This is a genomic window from Streptomyces sp. NBC_00210 (assembly GCF_045160975.1).
Lineage (GTDB): Bacteria > Actinomycetota > Actinomycetes > Streptomycetales > Streptomycetaceae > Streptomyces.
Genome location: NZ_CP108120.1, coordinates 1,239,458 through 1,260,655, shown reverse-complemented (window position 1 = coordinate 1,260,655; position 21,198 = coordinate 1,239,458). Strand labels below are relative to the sequence as shown.

Annotated in this window: 19 protein-coding genes; 10 read left to right on the top strand and 9 right to left on the bottom strand. The window is 70.6% G+C overall.

Annotated features, from left to right (window positions below; translation table 11 throughout):
• Positions 1-579: 579 nt before the first annotated feature.
• The 5 genes from OG729_RS05690 to OG729_RS05670 are packed head-to-tail and all read left to right on the top strand — an operon-like array spanning position 580 to position 6,098.
• Positions 580-1,722 (top strand): phosphotransferase family protein, encoded by a 1,143-nt coding sequence (locus OG729_RS05690; protein ID WP_405804686.1) that lies wholly within the window; start codon positions 580-582, stop codon positions 1,720-1,722.
• Entirely contained in the window at positions 1,719-3,575 is a 1,857-nt protein-coding gene (locus OG729_RS05685) for a glycosyltransferase (RefSeq protein WP_405804684.1), read from the top strand. Before OG729_RS05690 ends, OG729_RS05685 begins: the two co-directional genes overlap by 4 nt.
• Positions 3,572-3,964, top strand: coding sequence for a hypothetical protein (locus OG729_RS05680; protein WP_405804683.1), 393 nt, complete (start codon positions 3,572-3,574; stop codon positions 3,962-3,964). The genes OG729_RS05685 and OG729_RS05680 overlap by 4 nt, the downstream gene beginning before the upstream one ends.
• A 26-nt stretch (positions 3,965-3,990) precedes the next feature.
• Positions 3,991-5,265 (top strand): NAD(P)-binding domain-containing protein, encoded by a 1,275-nt coding sequence (locus tag OG729_RS05675; RefSeq protein WP_405804682.1) that lies wholly within the window; start codon positions 3,991-3,993, stop codon positions 5,263-5,265.
• Between the two features lie 5 nt (positions 5,266-5,270).
• Positions 5,271-6,098, top strand: a complete 828-nt coding sequence (locus OG729_RS05670) for a family 16 glycosylhydrolase (RefSeq protein WP_405804680.1) — start codon at positions 5,271-5,273, stop codon at positions 6,096-6,098.
• 28 nt (positions 6,099-6,126) lie between these two features.
• On the opposite strand, the gene OG729_RS05665 is transcribed toward OG729_RS05670, so the two are convergent.
• The 5 genes from OG729_RS05665 to galE form a co-directional block, all read right to left on the bottom strand.
• Positions 6,127-6,939, bottom strand: a complete 813-nt coding sequence (locus OG729_RS05665) for a polysaccharide deacetylase family protein (RefSeq protein WP_405804678.1) — start codon at positions 6,937-6,939, stop codon at positions 6,127-6,129.
• Positions 6,936-7,943 carry a glycosyltransferase family 2 protein gene (locus OG729_RS05660; RefSeq protein ID WP_405804677.1) on the bottom strand — a complete coding sequence of 336 codons (1,008 nt, stop codon included), beginning with the start codon at positions 7,941-7,943 and terminating at the stop codon, positions 6,936-6,938. The genes OG729_RS05665 and OG729_RS05660 overlap by 4 nt, the downstream gene beginning before the upstream one ends.
• 82 nt (positions 7,944-8,025) lie before the next feature.
• On the bottom strand, positions 8,026-9,396 hold the full coding sequence (locus OG729_RS05655; protein WP_405804676.1) for a glycosyltransferase: 1,371 nt from the start codon (positions 9,394-9,396) through the stop codon (positions 8,026-8,028).
• Complete coding sequence (locus OG729_RS05650) at positions 9,393-10,235, bottom strand: glycosyltransferase family 2 protein (protein ID WP_405804674.1); 843 nt, start codon at positions 10,233-10,235, stop codon at positions 9,393-9,395. The genes OG729_RS05655 and OG729_RS05650 overlap by 4 nt, the downstream gene beginning before the upstream one ends.
• Before the next feature lie 104 nt (positions 10,236-10,339).
• Positions 10,340-11,377 (bottom strand): UDP-glucose 4-epimerase GalE, encoded by a 1,038-nt coding sequence (gene galE / locus OG729_RS05645; RefSeq protein WP_405804672.1) that lies wholly within the window; start codon positions 11,375-11,377, stop codon positions 10,340-10,342.
• 206 nt (positions 11,378-11,583) lie between these two features.
• Between galE and OG729_RS05640 the strand changes: the two genes are divergently transcribed.
• From OG729_RS05640 to OG729_RS05630, 3 genes are all read left to right on the top strand, one after another.
• A complete protein-coding gene (locus tag OG729_RS05640) occupies positions 11,584-12,390 on the top strand; it encodes a TetR/AcrR family transcriptional regulator (protein ID WP_405804670.1) in 807 nt (268 codons plus the stop codon).
• 109 nt (positions 12,391-12,499) lie between these two features.
• On the top strand, positions 12,500-13,294 hold the full coding sequence (locus OG729_RS05635) for a VOC family protein (protein WP_405804669.1): 795 nt from the start codon (positions 12,500-12,502) through the stop codon (positions 13,292-13,294).
• A 105-nt stretch (positions 13,295-13,399) separates the two neighbouring features.
• Positions 13,400-13,645 (top strand): WhiB family transcriptional regulator, encoded by a 246-nt coding sequence (locus OG729_RS05630; protein ID WP_360866159.1) that lies wholly within the window; start codon positions 13,400-13,402, stop codon positions 13,643-13,645.
• 18 nt (positions 13,646-13,663) lie between these two features.
• Here the strand turns inward: OG729_RS05630 and OG729_RS05625 are convergent, their stop codons facing one another.
• The 4 genes from OG729_RS05625 to OG729_RS05610 form a co-directional block, all read right to left on the bottom strand.
• On the bottom strand, positions 13,664-14,062 hold the full coding sequence (locus tag OG729_RS05625) for a hypothetical protein (protein ID WP_405804667.1): 399 nt from the start codon (positions 14,060-14,062) through the stop codon (positions 13,664-13,666).
• A gap of 203 nt (positions 14,063-14,265) precedes the next feature.
• Complete coding sequence (locus tag OG729_RS05620; protein WP_405804665.1) at positions 14,266-14,958, bottom strand: hypothetical protein; 693 nt, start codon at positions 14,956-14,958, stop codon at positions 14,266-14,268.
• Between the two features lie 16 nt (positions 14,959-14,974).
• Entirely contained in the window at positions 14,975-16,210 is a 1,236-nt protein-coding gene (locus tag OG729_RS05615; protein WP_405804664.1) for a hypothetical protein, read from the bottom strand.
• On the bottom strand, positions 16,203-16,505 hold the full coding sequence (locus tag OG729_RS05610; RefSeq protein WP_405804662.1) for a hypothetical protein: 303 nt from the start codon (positions 16,503-16,505) through the stop codon (positions 16,203-16,205). Before OG729_RS05610 ends, OG729_RS05615 begins: the two co-directional genes overlap by 8 nt.
• 179 nt (positions 16,506-16,684) lie before the next feature.
• Between OG729_RS05610 and OG729_RS05605 the strand changes: the two genes are divergently transcribed.
• Positions 16,685-17,482 carry a VOC family protein gene (locus OG729_RS05605; protein WP_405804660.1) on the top strand — a complete coding sequence of 266 codons (798 nt, stop codon included), beginning with the start codon at positions 16,685-16,687 and terminating at the stop codon, positions 17,480-17,482.
• 146 nt (positions 17,483-17,628) lie between these two features.
• The gene (locus OG729_RS05600; RefSeq protein ID WP_405804659.1) at positions 17,629-21,024 is read left to right on the top strand and encodes a hypothetical protein; all 3,396 of its coding nucleotides are present in this window, start codon (positions 17,629-17,631) and stop codon (positions 21,022-21,024) included.
• Positions 21,025-21,198 lie beyond the last annotated feature (174 nt).

Here is a 21,198-nt window from a genome sequence, read left to right as displayed (position 1 = left end):
GATCAGCCATGGTCTCTGGGACGTCGACGGGGCGGGCCGCTGTGCGGTGACCCACTGCGGGCAGGCGGTGGGCGTCCACGCCGGAGTTCACCCATGTGCCGCGTCGGCGTCGGCACTTGAAGGTGCGCGAGCCGAGGTTCACGCCCTGCGTGGAATCGGAGAGTTCGCTGATGCAGTGTGTTTCGGAGGGCGGCAGCGTCGTCGCGACGGCCGCAGGTGCGACAGCCCTGCACCGCTTACGCCCCGGCCGACCGTCGGGGAAGGGCCTCGCGCCCATCACTCGTGACCTCTCACTCCGCAGGACGTGGATCTGCACTTCGCTGTCCTTGTGACGGACCGTTACCACTGACCGCTGGGGCCGCCATCAGGGATGATGTCAGAATTAATGCCATATGTCGCTTATTGTGGATGACTGGCCTTATGGTGAATGAGATCCGTCCGAAGGTCGGCCGTCGGCAGCCGAGCGGCCGGTGAACCACCGGGCTGTGGAGAGGAGCACCGCCAACTGGCCCTATCGGATCGGCAGGTTGTGCGCGGCACGGGTCGCGCTCGTGGGCAGCCACCCCCGGAGGTTTGATCGTGAACCGTGTCCCGACCTTCACGAAAGCGCCCGGGACGGCGCCGGGACCTCCGGCCGAGCAGTTCGCGGACTCCATGAATTCCCCGAATACTCCGCGTCACCGGAGCGCCCGTGCGCTGTGGGATCCGCTGCTCGGGCTACTGCCGCTGCGTACTCCACGTGTTCTCGGCACATTGACCGACCGTCTGCGGGCGCAACGCCTGGTGCGCGGGATGCATCCCCGCGAGGTCACTGTGGTCCGGCGCCCCACCTGGCCCCAGACCAATCTGCTGGTGTTCGGCTTGCGGCGGGGCAACCTGACCGTCGTGGTCAAACACCCCAGGAACGAACGGGCTGCCGCCGCCCTCGCCCGTGAATGGGACGTTCTGCGGGAGCTGGCCGCGGACGACCGGCTCGACCCCTGGCGGCAGCTGCTGCCGCAGGCCGTCGGCTATCTGCCCGGCGGGCCCGGCCGGATGCTCGCCCAGGGGCGGCTTGCGGGCGTACCCGCCGAGCGCCTGGTCCGGGGCCGACCGCAGGATCTGCACCGAACGGTCACCGCCGCCCTCTCATTTCTGGCGGACCTGCGGCGTGCGACCGGAGTTGTGCAGCCGGCCGCCGAACGGTCCGGCGAATGGGCCGAACCGCAGCTGGAGATCCTTTCCACGGAGATCGGATGGTGCCGGGCGGGTGCGGGAGCGGCGGGACTTGAGGCGCTGCGCCGGCGCCTGCACGAGGGTCTCGCCAAAGCCGTCATGACGCAGGCCTGGACGCATGGGGACTTCCACCCGGGCAATGTGCTGCTGAGCGACGAGCGCGACCGGGTCACCGGTGTGTACGACTGGGGCAACGCGCGGATGGACGGCCCGTCGGAGATCGACGCATGCATGTTCATCCTGGCGGTCCGGGCGGCGCGCAGCGGCCGCCCGCTGGGGAGGCTGGTTGCCGATGCCGTCCGTGCCGGTGGGCTGCCGGCCGCGGACCGCGCACTGCTCAGGGCCGCCGGCGTGGATCCTGACGGCGGCGGCGACCCGGCGGTACTGCCGCTGCTGACGTGGCTGTGGCATGTGGCGGGCAATGTGCGGAAGTCGCCGCAGTTCGGGCGGAGCCGCTGGTGGGTGACCGAAACCGTCGCGCCCGTCCTCAAGGAGGCGTCCCGATGAGCGAGCACCCGACGCGCCCGACGCACCCGACCCACCCGACGCTGACGGGCGCCTCCACGCCGCCCAAGGAAGGCGAAGAGGCGCCGCCCGGCACGTCCACGACCGACGAATCCCGTACACGGCGAGCCGCCACCCGCCGCTGGGTGATCCGGGCGGTGCTGCCCATCGCGCTCGCCCTGTGGCTGCTGTCGCTGCGCAATGTCGACCTCGACCGGATGCGCGACCTCGGCCTGCTGCAGGTGCTGCCGGTGCTCTTCTGGGTCGCAGTGGCCCTGCTCACCCTGGGTTTCTGTCTCGCGCTCGGCGAGCGGCGGACCGGCAACAGCTGGTACGCGGCCTACGTCCTGGGGCTGATCGCGGTCATCCATGCCACCCCCACCCTGCTCTATCCGACCCTGCGCTATTCCTGGGCCTGGAAGCACGTGGCGGTCATCGACGCGATGCTGCGGCACGGCGGCGATGTGCCGAACGCCGACACGCTCGACATCTACAACGAGTGGCCGGGCTTCTTCCAGCTCAACGCGCTGTTCCTGCGAGCCACCGGTCTCGAGTCCGCCATCGGTTACGCGGCCTGGGCCCCGGCGTTCGTCAACGCCCTGCTGCTCGGTCCGCTGCTGCTGATGTACCGGGCGGTCGCCCGTGACCGCAGGCTCATCTGGGGTGCGGCCTGGATCTTCTACTCCTGTTCCTGGGTGGGGCAGGACTACTTCGCGCCGCAGGCCTTCGACTTCCTGCTGTTCGCGACAGTGATCGCCCTGATCCTGCGGCAGCTGCCGTCCTCCGCGCTCCCTCGTCCGAGCAGGCACCGACGGGGAGCCTGGCCACCGGGACTACTGCTCCTGGTGCTGGTGATCGTGGCCGCGATCGTGTCCTCCCACCCGCTCACCCCGCTGATGCTGATCAGCGCGCTGGTGCTGCTGTCGCTGCCGCGCCGCAACCGGCGGGTGGTGCTGCCGGTCCTGGCGGGGGCGGTCGTGTTCACGGCCGCCTGGGACGCCACCGTGGCACGGCCGTACATCTCCACACACTTCGGCAGCATCCTGGACGCCCTCTCCCAGCCCGACGCCAACATCGCCTCGTCCCTGGCCACCTGGGGCTCCGCCGCTCCGGGGCAGATCCTGCTGTCCTGGGTCGACCGGGGCCTGTCCGGTGCCGTCCTGCTGCTGGCTGTGATCGCCTTCGTGCGCCGACCGTGGACGCGCCGCACCGGACTCCCACTCCTTGTGCTCGCCCCCTTGCCGGTCCTGCTCGCGAACCCGTACGGCGGGGAGATGATCTTCCGGGCCTACCTGTTCGCGCTGCCCGCCGCCGCATTCATGATCGCCGCCCTCCTGCTGCACCGGGGTACTCAGCCGCGCCGTCGGATGCTCACCGTCTACCCCCTGCTGCTGGCCATGCTCGGCGGCCTGGTCTTCGGCTACTACGGCAAGGAGTCGGTGAACCAGTTCACGCTCCAGGAAGTCGCCGCCGCCCGCTATGTGACCTCCCACGCTCCGGCGGGTTCGAAGATCGTGACGCTCACCTCCGCCGTGCCAGGCCTGTTCATGCACTATGACCAGCACGAACGGGTGCTCCTGGCCCAGCAGGCGGTCGAGGACAAACGGCGGCTGGTGCAAGACCCGCTGGACGGCGTGAAGGGGTTCGTCTACGGGGCCACCGCGAGGCAGCCCGCGTACATCATCCTCAGCCAGGCGCAGACCAAGGACGTCTATCTCACCGGGGACCTGCCCGCCGACACCGTGAAACGAGTGGAGTCGGCTCTGTCGGGGGCGGCGGGCTTCGTTCGCGTCTACCACAACGATGACGCGGTGGTTTACCGGTACGTGGCTCCGAGGGAGACGATCCGCCGATGACTGCCATGCGTTGGGGGATCGCCGCGTCCGGGTGGCTGGCCCTCGCGGTCACCGCGCTGCCGACGGGGAATCCGCTGCGCGTCGTCGTCACGGCCGTCTTCCTGGTTGTCTGCCCGGGACTGGCGGCTGTATGGCCGCGGCGATCAGCGGCGCGCCGAGGCCCCGGCTGGGCCACGGTCCTGGAGCCCGCCGTGCTGAGCGTGGTGCTCAGCCTGTCGCTGGCGGTGCTCGTGGCGGAGGCGTTCTTCCTCAGCCGCACGTTCACGTTCACGCGGGCTCTGCTGGCGCTCGCAGTCCTCACCTCTGTCCTGGCACTGATGCCGGGACCCGGCGTACTGCGGTCCGCGCGCCGACGAGCCACCGCGGGAGCCGCTGAGCCGAACGAGTGAACCTTCCGCGAACGAGAGGTACAGGTATGCCCCCGAATTCCCGCTCGGCCGCCCGGCACCACCGGGCGGCCACGGAAGCGACCGGGGCTCCCCGGGAGCGGGCTCCGGTCGTCGTCATCGGCGCCGGCCCGTACGGCCTGGCCACCGCCGCCCGGCTGAGCGCGGCACGAGTGCCCCTGAGAATTTTCGGCGAGCCGATGGAGGGCTGGCACACCCATATGCCCAAGGGCATGTATCTCAAGTCCGTACCGGCGGCATCGTCGATTTCCGCGCCGCAGCCCGGGTACGGGCTCGCGGATTTCCGTGCGGCCGAGGGCAAGGCCCCGGTGGGCGATCTGTATCCGATCCCGATCGAGGAATTCATCGGCTACGGGCGATGGTTCCAGGAGCGCCGCGTACCCGAACTGGAGCGGTCGATGGTGCACGGTGTGCGGGCCGTCGACGGCGGGTTCGGCATCACTTTGGACTCCGGGGAGGAGTTCCTTGCCTCAGCCGTGGTTGTTTCCACGGGACTGGTCCCGTTCGCCCATGAACCGACTCAGCTGCGCCGCCTCACCGCGACGGGCCTGACCTCCCACACCTGCGAGCACCGGGATCTGACCGGCTTCGCGGGACAGCGGGTGGCCGTGCTGGGTGCTGGGCAGTCGGCGCTGGAGAGCGCCGCACTGCTGTACGAGGCGGGTGCCCGCCCCACCGTGGTCGCCCGTGCCCCGGCCGTCGTCTTCGGTGACCCTCCGCAAACGGACCGCCCCGGCACCCGTTCCCGGTCCGTCCGGCTGCGCAAACCCGGCTCCGCGCTCGGCCCCGGCTGGTCGCTGCTGGCCGTCAGCCGTGGCGCCGCCGCCTACCGCCACCTGCCGACATCGGTGCGGCTCCGCCTGCTGCACACCGTGCTGGGGCCGTCCGGTGCCTGGTGGCTGCGGGAGCGCGTGGACGGCCGCTTCCCGATGCTGTGCGGGCGCACGGTGCACTCCGCGGTGCCCGAGGACGGGACGGTGCGCCTGGAGTTGGCGGACCCGGGCGGCGGAATCGAGCCGCTGCGCGTCGACCATCTCCTGGTGGCCACGGGTTACCGGGTGGACGTGGACCGGCTCGGGTTCCTGGAGCCCACCCTTCGTCAGGCGGTACGAACGTTCGGCGGTGCACCGCGGCTGTCGGCCGGCTTCGAGTCCTCGGTGCCCGGCCTCTACTTCACCGGACTGGCCGCGGCACCCACCTTCGGGCCGGTCCTGCGCTTCGTCTGCGGGACCGGGTTCGCAGCCCGGCAGACTGCCGCCGCGGTATCGGCCGGAATCCGGTGAAACCGGTGGCTGCACACATGGCCTGGCGGGCCGGGCGGGCCTGGCGGGCGGTGGCTGCGGGCCTGCTGATGCTGACCGCGGCCTGCGGCAGCGACAGCACGTCCCCGCGTCCGCCTGCCGCGGGCTCGTGGCGGCTGGTCTTCCATGACGACTTCAACGGCTCGAAACTCGACACCGATCGCTGGGTCACCTGCTACGACTGGAACAAGGGCGGGTGCACCAACAGCGGGAACGACGAGTTGGAGTGGTATCTCCCGAGCCAGGTGTCGGTGGGCGAAGGCGCACTGACCCTCAGCGCCGAGCGCCGCAGCACCCGGGGGAGTGACGGCAAGACCTACCCGTGGACATCCGGCATGATCTCCACCGGGCGTGACCACTGGGACGGCCGTCCCCGGCGGACCTTTACCTACGGCTACTTCGAAGCGGCGATCCGCATCCCCGCCGAGGCGGGCATGTTCCCGGCCTTCTGGATGATGCCGGCGTCCCGGCGGACGCCTCCCGAGCTGGACATCATGGAGTTCCTCGGAAACACCGACGAGACCAACATGTATGTGCACTGGGTGAACCGGGCGGGCGAGCAGCGGGAGCGGGGAACCTACGGGCCGGTCAACTTCCCCGACGGCTACCACGTGTTCGGACTCCTCTGGGAGCGCGACGAGTTGACCTGGTACGTGGACGGTGTCAAGAGGTTCCGGGTGACCGCTGCGGACCGGATCCCGCACGTCCCCATGGAGGTGCTGCTCAATCTGGCCGTCGGGGTTCCCAAACCGCCACCCCCCTCGGTCGTTTCGGCGCGGATGCACGTGGACTGGGTGCGCGTGTGGCAGCACTGAGGGCCGGAGCGGGGCCCGGCAGGCACCGTCAGGCTGCCGGAAGCGCCTGGAACGGCCGGTTCAGCCCCACCCGGAGACGGCGGTACGCGCGCCAACCCCTGGTCCGGAATCCCTCGGGGAACGGCGCCACGCGGGCCTCGGACCCTTCGGTCCACCGCCTGAAACGTTCCCGGCCGGTGTCGGCGTGCACCATCAGCCGGGCGATCCTCAGTGGATCGTCCCTGTGTGAGCTGAAGGCATTGCGGACGGCGGCGGCCGATGTCCAGCCCGCCTCCTGAACCAGGCGGCACACCGCTGGGCTCGAGTAACCGTGCGGATACGCGAACGCGGTGACCGGGTGGCCGAGGGCATCCTCCAGTTGGCGCTTGCAGCCGACCACCTCGTCCCTCAGCCGGGGCCCGGGCAGCGTGTCGAGCTGCGGATGCGTCCTGGTGTGACCGCCGATCTCGACGCCGAGCTCGTCCAGTTCCTCGACCTGGCCCCAACTCAGCATCGGCGCGGGCGGGAACAGACTGCCGTCGGCCGGCCGGCCCGGCGCGTGCAGCGCGCCCGTGGTGATGTACAGGGTGGCGGGCAGTCCCCGCTCGGCGAGCAGCGGAGCCACCGTCGAGTAGAAGTCGATGTATCCGTCGTCGAAGGTCAGCACGGCGGACCGGGCCGGCAGCGGGGGGCCGCCGTGCAATGCCGCTACGAGTCGCCGCAGCGGGATCACCTCGAGGCCGCTGTCGGCTATCAGGTCGAGATGTCCGGCGAGGGTACGAGGGTTCACGGTGAGCGGCGCGATCCACGACGGCGGGTCGAGAGTCACCGAGTGGTAGAGGAAGACAGGAACCGGGTTCACGGACGGCTCCTGCCGACGGGAGTCGGTGCACCGTCCATGGGCGATCCGCCCAGGGGCGGCGGCGGGCGGTGCGGAGCGGAGCCGGACGACAGGGAGTGGATCCGGCCGACGGCATAGCCGGCGACGGTGGCGCAGACACCCGCGGACAGCGCCGCGAGCGTGCGCAGGGCGTCGGGACGGCCCGGCCGCAGGGCCCGGGCGAAGGCCCGGGGGATGGTCGATCTCAGATAGGTGCGCTCGCTGGACAGGGCGGCCCTGCTGCCGCTGTGCCGGGCGACCAGTGCCTTGGAGAGCCCTTCCGCATAGCAGCGTGACCTGAAGTACGCCCAGGTGGTACGCGTCCCGGGGACCCGGTGACGTACCGCGGCACCAGGCTCGTAGAGCAGTACGGCGTCGGGACGGCGAGCCGCGATCCGCAGACACAGCTCCGTCTCCTCGCAGCCCAGGGGCCGGGTTCCGACCCGTCCGAGGTCGGTGCGGAAGCCGCCGGCCGAGACCACCTCGGCCCTGCGGAAGGACATGTTGGCGCCGATGAAGTTCCGTACCGGGGCGGTCCGCACGGGCAGCCCCCGGTACGAGCAGCCGACCACCCAGTCGAATTCCGGCGGGAACCACACCGGCCGGCGTGTGACCCACCACGGCCGGACGAGCCCGCCGACACCCACGACCCGGGGGTCCTCGTAGCGTTCCAGCATGCGGTCGGTCCAGTCCGGATCTGCGGCCGCGTCGTCGTCGAGGAAGGCCACTACGTCGCCCAGGGCCGCCGCCACCCCGGTGTTACGTGCACCGGAGAGGCCCTTGCGCTCGCGGTTGGGCACCACCCGGACGCCGGGCAGCGAGGCGGTGGCCTGCTCGTACAGTTCCTGGCAGTGGTCGATCACCAGTACGATCTCGTCCGCCCCGCGCTCCTGGGCACGAACCGAGCCGATCGCGGCCCGGATGTCCTCCCACCGGTCGAGGGTGTAGGCGCAGATGACGACAGACAGGCTCGGTACGGTGCTCATGACGGCCTCCCGGCGGTGGCGGGGGGCGTGGTGGCCGTTCCCGCCGGCTCGGATGCCCTGAGGGCACGTGATGCGTACACAGCTACTTCTCAGTCTCCGTCGCCGCCGTCGCGGCCGCGCGGTTGAGCCAGCGGCTGCGCAGATAGCCCAGCGGCCCGTACAGCAGGCCTCGCATCTCCAGGAGGGCGAGCTGCCGGGACCATCCGTCGCCCGGTTCCGTCCGGCCGCGTGCCTTGGTCGTCGCGTACCGGATGCCGCCGGGGAGCCTGCGCAGCAGGGCGGGCACCATCCGGGGCTCGTGGGCGAGCGCTCCGGTCAGATAGGCCCCGAGCCCGGCTCCGTACCCGAAGGCCTGCGCCTTCAGGGCGTTCTCGGTACGGCGGTGGCGATGCCAGACGATGGCGCCCGGCTGATAGGCGAGGGTGCGGCCGCCGACCAGAACCCGGAAGAAGGCGAGCAGGTCGTCGCCGCCGTGAGCCGGGGTACCGGTGCCGGTGGCCGGGTCGAAGCCCCCGAGAGCGCGGAGCATGTCCGTACGGAAGGCCATATTGGTCCCGGAGCCGAAGCGTCCGGCAGTGAACGGAAACAGGGGGTCGCCCGGCGGCTCCTGCAGCGACCAGGTGCGAGGGGTGTACCCCTTGGCGAATCCACCGTGCCGCTCCAGCGCGGCCTGGGCTCCGGTCCTCAGTTCGGCGGGCACGATGAGGCCGGTGACACAGCCGATCCGGCGGTCCCGGGAGAAGGCTGTGGCGAGCTCGGTCAGCCAGCGGGCGTCGACGAGCGTGTCGTCGTCCGTGAACGCGGCGATCCTGCCGTGCGCCAGGGCCAGTCCCCGGTTGTGTGCGCGGGCCAGACCGGCCACGGGCTCCCGGAAGTAGCGGACCCGTCGGCCGTAGGCCTCCTTGACCAGGTGCTCGGCGGACGCGTCCGTCGGGGCGTTGTCCACCACGATCACCTCGAACCGCGGGTACTCCATCAGCAGGAGCGAGTCCAGGCACTGTCGCAGCAGCTGGGGCCGGTCGTGGGTGGCGACGATGACGCTGATGAAGGGGGCCTCGTCGAGGACGCGCAGCCCGGCGGCCTGGCAGGGCAGGACGGCCGGTTCGCGCCACGGCTGGGAGGAAACTCCGGACGGAGCGGTCGGCCGGTCGGCTGCCAAGTGCCCGGCGACAGCGGTGGTGAGCTCCCGGTGGGCCGCATTGGCCAGGGACCGCCACAGCTCGGCGGGGCTGGTGCCGGTCGCGGAGACCATCCCCAGCGGGTGGCCGTGCAGCCGCACCAGGGCCAGAACCCTGCCCTCGGGACGGATCTGCTCACGGCTGCCGGGCGGATGGAACTCTCCCGGCTCGGCCAGATCGATGTCGACGACCCTGACCGGGGAATAGGACGGGGCCACGGGGACGGGGACTGTGGCGCGGGGGGCGAGGAAGAGTCGGCCGGTGGCGCTCATCATGTGCTCCGTCCTGCCGGCGCGGACTGTGCGCCGGGTCGCTCGGAGAGGAGGGTGCGCAGCACCCGGCGGCCGTCGGAGATGGCGTGCAGGTTGGAACGACCGCTGCGGCGGGGCAGTTCGAGGCTCGGGACCTCGGCGATCCGCAGTCCGCAACGCAGCGCGTGCACGATCATCTCGGCCTCGATCTCGAAGCCGGCGGCGTGCAGGTCCAGCTGGTCCAGGAAGCTGCGCCGGAAGGCGCAGAACCCGTAGCACAGGTCGGTCAGCGAGGCGTCGTAGAGCTTGTTGACCGCTGCCAGCAGCACGTGGTTGCCCAGTCGCCTGAAGCGGGTGATGTCCAGGGAGCCGCCGCCCGCGACGAACCGGGAGCCCTTGACGAAGTCGAAGCCGTTCTCGAGGAAGTGCAGGTAGTGCGGGATCTCGCCGGGCGACATGCTGCCGTCGGCATCCATCATCACCACGTAGTCGCCGGTCGCCGCGAGGAATCCGGTGCGCAGGGCGTTTCCTTTGCCCGGGCCGCTCTGCTCGACGCTGCGGACCGTGGGCAGGCAGTGGGTCGCCATGGAGACCGTGGCGTCACTCGAGTCGCCGTCGACCAGGATGACCTCGTCCACGCAGTCCGGAATCTGCTCGAAGACCCAGGGGATGTTGCGTGCCTCGTTGCGCGCCGGAACCACCAGGCTCACGGACCCACGCGGCGGCAGCCTGTCCTCGGCGCGTCGCATCGGGTGAGTGTCGGTGGCTCGCCGGGCGGGGTGCGCGGCGGGGGTCGGCGCCGGGGCGATGGCGGGGGGCTGGGTCTGGGCGGTGGCGGGGAGCTGAGTCTGGTTCGTGGTCATGATGTCTCCGGGATCGAATCGGTATGGATGGCGCTATGTGTGGCTGTATATCTGCTATGTACGTTTACGTCGTATACATACGATTTACCCTTACAGGCATTAAGTCAAGGGGTGCCGGCCGTGTATCCGGACGGATTGAACTGCTGGAAGCGCCATGCGTCGCGGCACATCGCGGCAACATCCCTGGTGGGACGCCATCCCCACTCCCTCGCCGCCGCGCTGGCGTCGGCGACGAGTTCGGTCACATCGCCGGGGCGGCGGTCCACGACCTCGTACGGGACGGGCCTGCCGCAGGCCTCGCCGAACGCGTTCAGGAGCTCGAGGACGGAGGTGCCCGTTCCGCCGCCGAGGTTGAAGACGCGCATCCCCGTCCGGTCGGCCAGATGCTCCAGTGCGCTCCGATGGGCCTCGGCGAGGTCCATGACGTGGATGTAGTCGCGGACCCCGGTGCCGTCCGCGGTGTCGTAATCGCCGCCGAAGATCCTCAGGCGCCCGCGCCTGCCGGCCGCCACCCGGGCCAGCCGGGACATCAGATTGGCGGGCTCGCCGCGGGGGTCCTCGCCCAGCAGGCCGCTGGGATGCGCGCCGACCGGATTGAAATAGCGCAGCGCCAGCACGGTGAACTCCGGGCGGATCCGGCACACGTCGGCGAGCATCTGCTCGCAGACCCATTTCGACGCCGCGGCAGGGTTCGCCGGACGGGCCGGGTCGCTCTCGGCGTGCGGACCGTTGCGGGCCTCGCCGTAGATGGAGCACGACGAACAGAAGACCAACTGGTGCACACCGTGGCCCTGCATGACGTTCAGCAGGGATGTGGTGGCGCCGACGTTCACGTCGTAGTACTCGATCGGTGCCCGCACGGACTCGTCGACGGACCGCTTTCCGGCGAGGTGCACCACGGTATCCACAGGGTGCTCGCGGAACACGGTCGAGAGCGCCCGCCGGTCACGCAGATCGACCGCGTACACGCCTCCCAGTGCGCGGCCTGCGACTCGCTGGATGCGCAGGCAGGCCAGGGGTGAGCTGGTGGAGTAGTTGTCGACCACGATGACCTCGTAGCCGTGGTCGAGGAGCTCGACGCAGGTGTGGCTGCCGATGAATCCGGCGCCGCCGGTGACCAGAACCGTTGAAGGGGCGGGCATGAGTTCTCTCCTTGAGCGGGGTGGGGCGAAGGGGAGGCCTCCGCTGCCCGGCCAAGGGGCCAGCCGGGACCGAATGGGCGCCGGTATCCTTATGAAATGAACTGACGCCATATATTTACGTCGTATACATACACTTTCATCCCTTTTGGGCCTACGGTCAAGGGAGAGGCCGAGGCGGCTCGCCCCGGCGACTGGAGGCAGACATCGTGAAGAGGGACAAGGGGCCCGAGCGGGGCCGGAAGGAGAACGGGCAGCGGTCCGGGGATCGCGGCCGTTACGGCAAGCTGAGCCGGGAACGCGTCCTGGCCACTGCTCTGGGGCTGGTCGACCGCGAGGGGCTCTCGGCGCTGAGCATGCGCAGGGTGGGAGCCGAGCTCGGCGTGGAGGCCATGGCCCTGTACCGGTACGCCCCCAGCAAGGACGCACTCCTGGACGGCCTGGTCGAGGCCCTCTTCATCGAGCTGGAGGAGTACCTGGCCGCCCCAGCCACCGCTCCTGCCCCTGCCCCTGCCGCCACCGCCGTCGTCGGTGGCGCCGACGCGGCGGCCACTGCCGTGGACCCCTTCGCCGAGGGGCCCGAATGGCGCGCCGAGCTGCACCGCATCGCCCAGGCGACGTACCAGGTCGCGCTGGCCCACCCGCAGGTGGTGCCGCTGCTGGCCACCCGCATGCTGGCGGTCCCGCTGGCCCGGCGCCCGCTGGCGGTCCTCAAGGACCACGAGCACGTGCTGGCCCTGCTCGATCAGGCCGGCCTCGACGAGAACGAGGCCTCGCTGGCCTTCCGGGCCTTCACCAGCTGGGTGCTCGGCTACATCTTCGTGGAGCTGCGCGCCATGGTGGACAACCCCGATGAGTCCGATCCGGCATTCCGGCTCGGGCTGCACCGCATGCCGGTCCAGGAGCTTCCCAGACTCCGCGAGGCCGCCCCGGCACTCGCCGAGCACGGCGGGCCGCAGGGACTGGCCGCAGGCCTGGACGCACTGCTCGGTCGCTTCACGCAGGAGGCCAGGTGATCCGACCAGCGAGGGGGCTGCCCGTACCGGGGCGTACCGGTGCGGTGGGTCGGGATCGGGCGCAGACTCAACACGACAGGACAACGGGATTCCCCAGAAGGAGCGCACCATGCTCACCACCCGTTTTGTCACGGGCACCCCGAACTGGATCGACCTCGGCACGCCCGACATCGAGGCAGCGAGCACCTTTTACGGCGGCCTGTTCGGCTGGACCTTTCAGTCCGCGGGCCCCGAAGCCGGCGGCTACGGCATGTTCCAGCTGGACGGCAAGACGGTCGCAGGCGGGATGACGGTCACTCCCGAACAGGGCGGGCCTGGCTGGACCCTCTACTTCCAGTCGCCCGACGCCGACGCCACGGCCAAGGCGGTCGTGCAGGGCGGCGGCTCGGTTGTCTTCGAACCGATGGACGTCTTCGAACTGGGTCGCATGGCGGTCTTCACCGACCCGGCGGGCGCGGCGTTCGCGACGTGGCAGCCGGGCCAGGTCAAGGGCCTGGACGTGGTGAACGACGCTCGCTCGCTGTGCTGGGCCGAGCTGTACACCTCCGATCCCGGCGCGGGTCTTCGCTTCTACAGCGGTGTCTTCGGCTGGGAGACATCGACGATGCCGTTCCCGGACGGCACAGGCTCGTACACGATGGTGAACCCGGCGGGAGCGGGCGCGGAGGCGATGTTCGGCGGCATCGTCCCGCTGGCCGCGGACCCGGTGGAGACGGAAGGGCCGTACTGGCTGCCGTACTTCGAGGTCGAGGACTGCGACGCGTCGGTGGTGAAGGCCGCGGAACTGGGCGGCAAGGTCAGGATGCCCCCCGTCGACATGGAGGGCGTGGGCCGCTTCGCCAAACTGGCGGACCCGGCGGGCGGGCGCTTCGCGCTGATGCAGGGGGTGCAGGAGGGGGGCTGATGCGGTTCGGGTGTGCGGTCGGGGGTGCCGGTCGCGGGTGGTGGGCGTGGGGACGTTGATGCTTCATTGACCCGGCGTTTATCGGCACGGGGAAATGTGTGCCGCATGCCGATCAACACCATCACCGACCAAGAACTCTCCTGGCAGGAGACCGCGCTGTGCGCCCAGGCGGGCCCGGAATTCTTCTTCCCGGCACCGGGCTCGTCGACGCGGGAGGCGAAGCAGCTGTGCGGGGCGTGCGAGGGACGGGTGGCATGCCTGGAGTATGCGCTGGACAACGACGAGAGATTTGGGGTGTGGGGCGGGCTGTCGGAGAAGGAGCGGTACCGGCTGAAGCGGGCGCAGGGCTGAAGCCGACGGGGGCCGGCGCTATGTGGTGTGGACGCGGCCACTCTTGACGAGACCGGCCAGCTCCGCCAGGGCATCGTCCTCGGGGGTGCCGCTGGGGACGGCCTCACCCATGGCCTCGGGGACGACGCGAACGGGGAAGTGCCCGCCGACGGGGGAGACGACGCCGCCGTAGCGGGGGTCGCCGGCGAACCAGATGGTGTCGGGCTGCGGGTTCTGTTTCTGCGCGAGGTGCACTGAGAACGGTGTGAAGCGCAGGACCGGCGTGTAGTTCTCGGCGAACCTGATCATGATGACTTTCGGGCTCTCTGTGGAGCGGTGCGGATACTCACAGGGGTATGTCCGCCAGGGGTATGTCTTGAGGATGCTTGTGATCCTGCGCGTTCGGCGAAGCGCCAAGAAGGTGACGACCAAGGCCATGGGATAAAGGATGAGGCTGAGCAGGACAAGCCCGATGACGTCCGATGGTGGATGCGCGACGCCCATGTAGGCAGTCGCTGCAGCCAGGCACAGCATGGCAATCAGCCAGGCGCAGCGCTTTCTGACGAGGTGCCGATGACCCACCACGGTGGGCGGGTGATCGAATGCGGTTTTGGCCAGGGGAAGCCCGGGCGGCTGTGATCTCACGTGAGCAGCTCCAGAATGCGGGAAGGTCGTTGAGTGGGCTCCGCTGGGGCAGCAGGCGCGGCGAAAGTGATCGTTTGAGCGATGCCTTCGAGGATGTCGGTGTAAGCATCCGCATGGCGGGTTGCCGCGCTGGTGAGATCGGCTACGCCGATGTGCACACCCGTCGGATACGGGACTGTGAGTCGAGCCTGGAAGATCTCAGAGGGAGCTGCGCTGATGCCCGCGCTTTCCAGTAGGGCGCGCGGTGGAGCAGCCAACGTACCGGCCAGCAGTGCGGCCGGGAGATTGATTGGCAGCTTGATGAGTCTCCCAGTATTTGAACTCCAGTGAGGGGAGTTCGAGAGAGCGAGCGCACTCTGGGCCACGGCCAGCCCTGCTGTGCGTGACGCGGTGACCTTCACGGACAGGGAGAAGAACGAGACGCAGGCGCCATTCTCTCCGTCGGGATGCACTCCGATCGATGTGTGGATACTCCCGCCTTCGTGCATCGCGTCGAAGAGGTTCACCAGGGTCCGGGCGTCGAGAAGGCAGCGGTCAACTGGCGCTGCACTCTCAAGGATTGGCGCGAGAACAGCGGAGACCACCGCTTCCATCTCGTCGAGGGCGATTGCATCGAGCGTGAGGTAGCCGGGCGGCAGCCGAAACCACATCGGGGGCGTCGGCGTCATCGAAACACTGGGCATGACCATTGCCTTACGTTCCTATTTAGTGAGCCAGCGATGCCCATGCATGAGCGGCCTTCGCTGCTGAGCTGGGGCCGTCATCGAGCACTGCGCGGGCACCGTCTACTACCGTTGCGCTGTTTGCGGCGGTTTCGTTGTCATCCAGTGGTGTGAAGTGACTGATGGCCGTCGCAGCGCCGGTCCCCGAGAGGGTGTACGCCACTGACTCATGGACCACCGGGTGGGTGCTCCGCAAAGCCCACCCGGTGAGGGGGTTCTCCACTTGGCGCATCCCATCCATCGCATTTTTTGCCGCGCTGGTGAACGCCTCTGATCCGGCACGGACGGCAGCGAGACGGCCGGAGTCTGCGACGGCAGTAGCCGCCTGAGCGGCGGCGGAAGCCGACTTCGCCCCCTGGGCGATTGCTGCCACGCCGGGCACCGACCCGAGTGCATCCCCGGTCACTGTCACGGCGCTATCCCAGAAGCTGGCATCGAAATCGCCTTTTGTGAAGCCATCTTTGAGCGATTTCTGAACCCTCGAATCCGTCAGGTGGTGCGCAAGGGCACCGATGCTGGCACCGGTCGCCACGAACAGCAGCGCCAAGCCGACGGCTGGGCAGAATGGCCCGACGACCATCGCTGCGAAGCCGACGGCAGCAGAGACGTCCGACAGGAAGTCGCCGAGATCCTCGTCCAGCCACCTCAGGACCCTGTCAAACGCACCCGGTTCCGGTGGCGCCAACCGCTCCGTCGCCTCATTCAGCGCCCTCGCCACCCGCCCCGCCCCCACCCTGTGCGTCTCCTCCAGCTCCCGCGCCAGCCTCCGCACCGACTCCAGCGCCTCCCGCGCCCGCGTCACCGCCTCGCCCGCCGTCCTCAGCTCCGCCTCCGGCAGGTCCGGCGCCGAGCGGACGTGCTCCTCGTGGGACTCCGCCCTCGTCAGCGCCGCCGCGTCCAGCTTCGCCCTGGTGTCGTACCGTCTCGCCGTCGCCTGGTAGCCCACCAGGTCGTCGTGCCACACCCGCAGCTTCGACGCTGCCTTCGACACCGACCTGTGCGCGTTCTTCAGGTGCCGTGGCAGATCTCCGTCCAGCGCCCCGCGAAACGCCTCCGCCGCCTCGCCGCGCCAGTACGTGCTCTCGCCCAACAGCTCGTCCACCAGGCGGTGCGCCGTGCCCAGTGCCGTCGCCGATGTGCTGAGCTTCTTCTGGAGCGCGGCGATCGCCGACGGGCTCCCCGGCGCCGGGTCCCAGCCCAGATGCGGGTACTCAGGCACGCCCGTCCACCGCCCTGAAGGCAGATTCGATCGCCTTGCTGATCTGCGCGTAGCCCTCGTGGCTCAGCTTCACACCGTCGTGCACCGCCTGGATCCGTGCGCCCAGCTGCTCCGCGCCGTACGTCCAGCGCCGCTGGAAGCCGTCGCACGCCTCGTCCAGCTCCCGCGTGCCCACCTGGTCCGCCCGTACGTGCTCCAGCGCCTGTCTCGCCTCCGCGAGCGACGTCAGCGTGCGGCCCAGCGCACGCGAGAAACGGCCCAACTGGTCGGTGTCCACCTGAAGATCACGATCCATGACGGACCACACTTGCAGATCATCGCCATACCTGGATAAATCGTGTCCCTCACACGGGTGAGCCCGGCGATGCCGAAGCCAAGCCGCTTCCCGCCGCCTCCCGCTCGGCGCGCGGGTTGGCGGTCGGCTGGCTAGCGTGAAGACGGACCATTCATCGAGCAGGAGAGAGAGTCGTTGTCATGGCCGCACAACCTGAGGGCACACCGTGCTGGGCCGACGCGATGTTCAGCGATGTCGAGGGTGCCAAGACCTTCTACGGTGACGTGCTGGGGTGGACCTTCGGTGAGGCGTCGTCGGAGTACGGCAACTACACACAGGCGTACTCGGACGGTAAGGCCGTGGCCGCCGTCGTGCCGCCGATGCCCGGCCAGGAAGGCCCGTCCGCCTGGTGTCTTTACCTCGCGTCGCAGGATGTCGCCGCCGCCGCCGGGAAGATCCGTGACAACGGGGGCGAGGTTCTGATGGAGCCGATGCAGGTCGGTGACTTCGGTTCGATGCTGCTCGCCCGCGACCCCAGCGGTGTCGTTTTCGGCGTCTGGCAGGCGGGCACCCACGAAGGCTTCGAGAAGAAGAGCGAGCCCGGCGCGTTCAGCTGGGCCGAGATCTTCACCCGGGAGCCCGAGAAGTCGGACGCCTTCTGGCCCGCTGTCTTCCCCTACGGCGTGCAGCGGATGGACGACGACGCGGTCGACTACAAGCTCTTCGCCCTCGGCGGCGAGACGGTCCTGGGGCGGATGAAGATGGGGGACGAGTTCCCGCCCGAGGTACCGCCGTACCTCAACGTCTACTTCGGAGTCGAGGACTGCGACGCGGCGGTGGCGAAGGCGACCGAACGTGGTGGAGTGCTGCGCTTCGGGCCGATGGACACCCCGTTCGGACGGTTCGCCGCGCTGAGCGACCCGCAGGGTGCGGCGTTTTCCGTCATCGACCTCAACACGACCCGGGGGGACGTGCCCAAGACGACCGACGTGTCCTGAGCCGTCGTACCGGACCGGACCGGCCCGGGCCGCTGGGGCCCGGGCCGCGCCAGCTGCCGGGCGGCCTGTGCGTTCTGTGCCGGTCGATCATGCCGGGTGGGGCATTCACTGCGGTTCGCAGCGCGTCAGCAGGCACAATTCCCCGCATGGCCCACACCCCCCGCTACCAGGCGGACCTCCTCCTGGATGTGCTCGAGCCCCTCCCGTATCCCCGGCGCATGCGCGAACTCGCCGCGCGGACACGGGAGATGGAGCGCGCGGAGCTGCGTCCGCTGCTCGCCGAGCTCGACGGGCGGGGCCCCTATGAGCGCGGGCTCGCCGTCGTCGCGGCCGCAGTGGGCGGGGATGCCGAGTGGATCGGCGCCCGGCTCGCGGACCCGCACTCCTTCGTCCGCGCCCAGGCCCTGAGGGTCGCCGCGAGCCTCGGTGTGCCCGACCACGCCTTTGTCGCCGCCCTCGACGACGCCCCCACCGCAGTACGCAAGCAGCTGCTGCGCGCGATGGTCCGCGAGCGCCGCTCCGCGCTCGCCGACCGGGTCGTCGACGGGATCCGGGAGACCTGGGGCGATGTGGAGGCGGCCCGCCTGCTGCCCGGCTGCGGGGCTGCGACCGTCGAACGGCTGCTGCCCGCCCTGTTCCATGCCGTACGCGGTTGGCGCGGGCTCGCCACCCGCCATCCCGGCACCCTCCTCGACGTGGCGGAGCGTGAGCTCTCGGCGTTGCCGGAGGCGCTGCGCGACGGCTGGTGGCAGCGGTACGCCGGTGCCGTCGCCGCCGTCACGGGCGCCGAACCCCTGCGTGTCCTCGACCTGTTCGAGCGCCTTGGACCCGGGGCTCTGCCCTTTCCGCTGCGCGCGAAGACCGGGGCACTGGCGAAGGCGGACCCCGCCCGTGTCGTGCGGATGCTGCTCGCCCCCGAGGGGCACGCGATCCGCCGCAGCACCACACTGCGCCCCGCTGTCCTGCGACACCTCGCCCGGAGCACCCCCGAGAGCCTCCTCGTCGATCTCGGCACCGTCGTGGCCGCGAACCACGACGAGTTCGCCCGGCTGATCGCCGCCCACCCGCCGGGCCGCCGCGGTGCCTTCTACGAGGCCGTGCTCGCCGGTCGCGGGCGCGAGGCCCAGGCCGTGAACGCCGAGCTGCTCGACGTACTGCCGCGCAACTACGTTGCCGGCGAGGCGCGCCGGATGGCGGACCGGGCCAAGGAGAGTGGAGCGGGCTGGAGTTCGGTGCTGCTCGCCGAGTCCTATCTGCCTGTAGCGCAGGCGCGCGAGCAGTTGATCGCGGCCACGCACCGCGCGTCGGCGGAGGACCGCGCGGAGGCCTGGCCGCTGCTGATCCGCAACGCCGGCCGCTCCGGCGAACCCGACGCCGTCACCGCCGTACTGGGCGAGATGGCGCGGCTTCGCAACGAACAGGATCCGGTGCGCTCGGCGGCGATGCGCGCGCTCGCCGACACCCCGCCCGTGCTCTTCACCGACGAGGCGGAGCCGGATCTCGACCGCGTGGCCACCGATGCCGTGGCGGCCCGCGACTCGTCCCCGGACACGCGTCAGGCGCTGAGCCGCCTCGCGCTCGCCGTACTGCGCGAACATGCCGCCGCCGGCCGACGGCAGTTGGTGAACTGGGCGCTGCGCACCCTGGTACGCATATCGGGCAGCACCGGCGGCGCAGATCTCGGCCGACTGGACCGCACCCTGCGCCATGGCCAGGAGCACACGGTCTTCGAGGCGCTGCACCCCTGGATCGAGGCGGGCGCGGAGAAGGCCGACTTCTCTCTCGCCTTCGCGCTCACCCGCGCGGTCGGCCGGCGCGCGGCCGGCATGCCGGACCTGCAGGACCTCCTCTGGCAGGCCGTCCGGTTCGGCAGCAACAGCACCGCGCAGACAGCCGTCGGGCTCTGGCTCGAACCGTCCGCCGAACGAGACCGGCGGGTGGAGCTCCTGCTCAACCACGAGGCGTCGGCCGCCGTACTCCCCGCTGTCGTACGGGTGTTGACCTCGCACCGCACCGACCTGCTCGACCCGCTCCTGAGCGAGTCCCCACCGTACGGGCGTTTCCTCACCAAGGGCACCCACTGGACCGTGCCGGTGGGTGCCGACGTCCATCGCTGGACCGCCTGTCAACAGCTGTCCGCCGCACGCCAGTTGGAGCGTGCGGTGCGCGATGACTCGCTCCCCTTGCACGCGCGGGCGTCCGCCCTCGCGGCCGCGGCGCGTATCCCCGCCCTGGGCGGGGAGATCGTGCGCCGCTGGACGGGGTCGTCCGACGTGGTGCTCTCGGAGGCGGCCCTCGCCGCACTGGCATGGACCGACCGGCCCGCTGATGCGCTGCCCGAACTCCTCGGCCACGCGGGCGGCGACCGGGCACGCGTCGCCGTCTACGCGGCCACCCGCGCCTCCCGGTACGCGAAGCCGTCAGTGCTCGGCGCACTGCTGGGTGGCGTACTGGCATCGGGCGCCGCCAAGGTGACCAGCCGCAAGGAGGCCGTACGACTGGCCGCCACCCGGCTGCCGCTGCCGGAGGCGGCGGGGCTGCTGGCGGACGCGCATGCCATGAAGGACCAGCACCGCGATGTGCGGGCCGCGTGCGTGGCCTTCGCCGCCCCGCTGCTCCGCGACGAACGGACCTGGCAGCTGCTGAACGACGCCGCGTCGGGCGACACGGCGGCGCGCACCGCCGTGCTCAGGGTGCTGCCGATGGATCTCCCGGAGCCGGACAGGCCTCGCTACGCCCGTCTGGTGCGGGATGTGTGCGACACCGGGGACAGGGAGCTCGCCACCCTCGCGTATGCGGCGCTCGCGCGTTGGGTGCCCTGGTCGCCGGACGCCTCCGCGGTCCTGGTGGCCGCGATCACCGACCTGGCCGACCGGCAGTCCTGGTATGCCGCGGCCGACGGACTGGCCTCCGCCGCGGCCTCCGGGCCGGAGGCGGGCCGTGCCGTGGAGCGGGCGCTCCAGGCGCTGGTCACGGCAGAGGAGCAGCTGGTCACTGCCGAAGAGCAGGAGACGGCCGACGCGGGCGTGGACCGGGACCGGCCCGCGCGCCGCAGGATCGAATACCTCGTGACGCGGCTCTCGCGGCAGACCGTGTCGCGGCCCCGCACGGTACGACCGGTGCTGACGGCCGCTGCCGAGCTGCTCGCGGGCCACGACGCCTTTGTGCCACAGGCCGCGACGCTGCTGGTGGAATCGCTCGACCTGGACGCCGCACCGGCGGTGCTGTATGCCGCCTTCGCCCGGCTCGTCCGGCTGCACGAGGGCCGCTCCGCCCTCGTCGTACGCACCACGGACGTGCTGGACAGGAGGCTCGGAGGCACCGACCGGCCCGGCGATCCCGGGACGCTGCTCGGCGCCGCCCGGCGGCTCACCGAGGCGGGCGGCCGCACGGAAGGACTCCTCGCCGTGACGCTCACCTCGGCCGGCGGCGGGCGCACGTCATGGACCGGGCCGTGGCGGGCCCAGCTGCGGACGCTGCGCCGCCATGCGGACGCGGACGTGCGCGATGCGGCCCTGGGGAGGGTGACAGCGTACGAATAGCCGGTGCCGGGCGGATGGCTCGGCCCTCGCCCCGGGCCGGCGGCCTCAGCGCATGAGGTCGCCGGAGGGCATGGCGTGCCCGCCCGCCGGGTCGCCGGACGATGCGGCGATGCGCCTGCTGGGGGTCGCCGGGCGGTTCAGCCTCCCGCCCCATTCCTGCTGGGCGGATCAGCC

What these genes read in the sequence shown, in the direction of transcription:
- OG729_RS05600 (WP_405804659.1), top strand. Translation starts at nt 17,629, where the DNA reads ATGGCCCACACCCCCCGCTACCAGGCGGACCTCCTCCTGGATGTGCTC.
- galE (WP_405804672.1), bottom strand. Translation starts at nt 11,377, where the DNA reads ATGCCCGCCCCTTCAACGGTTCTGGTCACCGGCGGCGCCGGATTCATC.
- OG729_RS05650 (WP_405804674.1), bottom strand. Translation starts at nt 10,235, where the DNA reads ATGACCACGAACCAGACTCAGCTCCCCGCCACCGCCCAGACCCAGCCC.
- OG729_RS05630 (WP_360866159.1), top strand. Translation starts at nt 13,400, where the DNA reads ATGCCGATCAACACCATCACCGACCAAGAACTCTCCTGGCAGGAGACC.
- OG729_RS05635 (WP_405804669.1), top strand. Translation starts at nt 12,500, where the DNA reads ATGCTCACCACCCGTTTTGTCACGGGCACCCCGAACTGGATCGACCTC.
- OG729_RS05605 (WP_405804660.1), top strand. Translation starts at nt 16,685, where the DNA reads ATGGCCGCACAACCTGAGGGCACACCGTGCTGGGCCGACGCGATGTTC.
- OG729_RS05660 (WP_405804677.1), bottom strand. Translation starts at nt 7,943, where the DNA reads ATGAGCACCGTACCGAGCCTGTCTGTCGTCATCTGCGCCTACACCCTC.
- OG729_RS05620 (WP_405804665.1), bottom strand. Translation starts at nt 14,958, where the DNA reads ATGGTCATGCCCAGTGTTTCGATGACGCCGACGCCCCCGATGTGGTTT.
- OG729_RS05655 (WP_405804676.1), bottom strand. Translation starts at nt 9,396, where the DNA reads ATGATGAGCGCCACCGGCCGACTCTTCCTCGCCCCCCGCGCCACAGTC.
- OG729_RS05625 (WP_405804667.1), bottom strand. Translation starts at nt 14,062, where the DNA reads ATGGCCTTGGTCGTCACCTTCTTGGCGCTTCGCCGAACGCGCAGGATC.
- OG729_RS05610 (WP_405804662.1), bottom strand. Translation starts at nt 16,505, where the DNA reads ATGGATCGTGATCTTCAGGTGGACACCGACCAGTTGGGCCGTTTCTCG.
- OG729_RS05675 (WP_405804682.1), top strand. Translation starts at nt 3,991, where the DNA reads ATGCCCCCGAATTCCCGCTCGGCCGCCCGGCACCACCGGGCGGCCACG.
- OG729_RS05680 (WP_405804683.1), top strand. Translation starts at nt 3,572, where the DNA reads ATGACTGCCATGCGTTGGGGGATCGCCGCGTCCGGGTGGCTGGCCCTC.
- OG729_RS05685 (WP_405804684.1), top strand. Translation starts at nt 1,719, where the DNA reads ATGAGCGAGCACCCGACGCGCCCGACGCACCCGACCCACCCGACGCTG.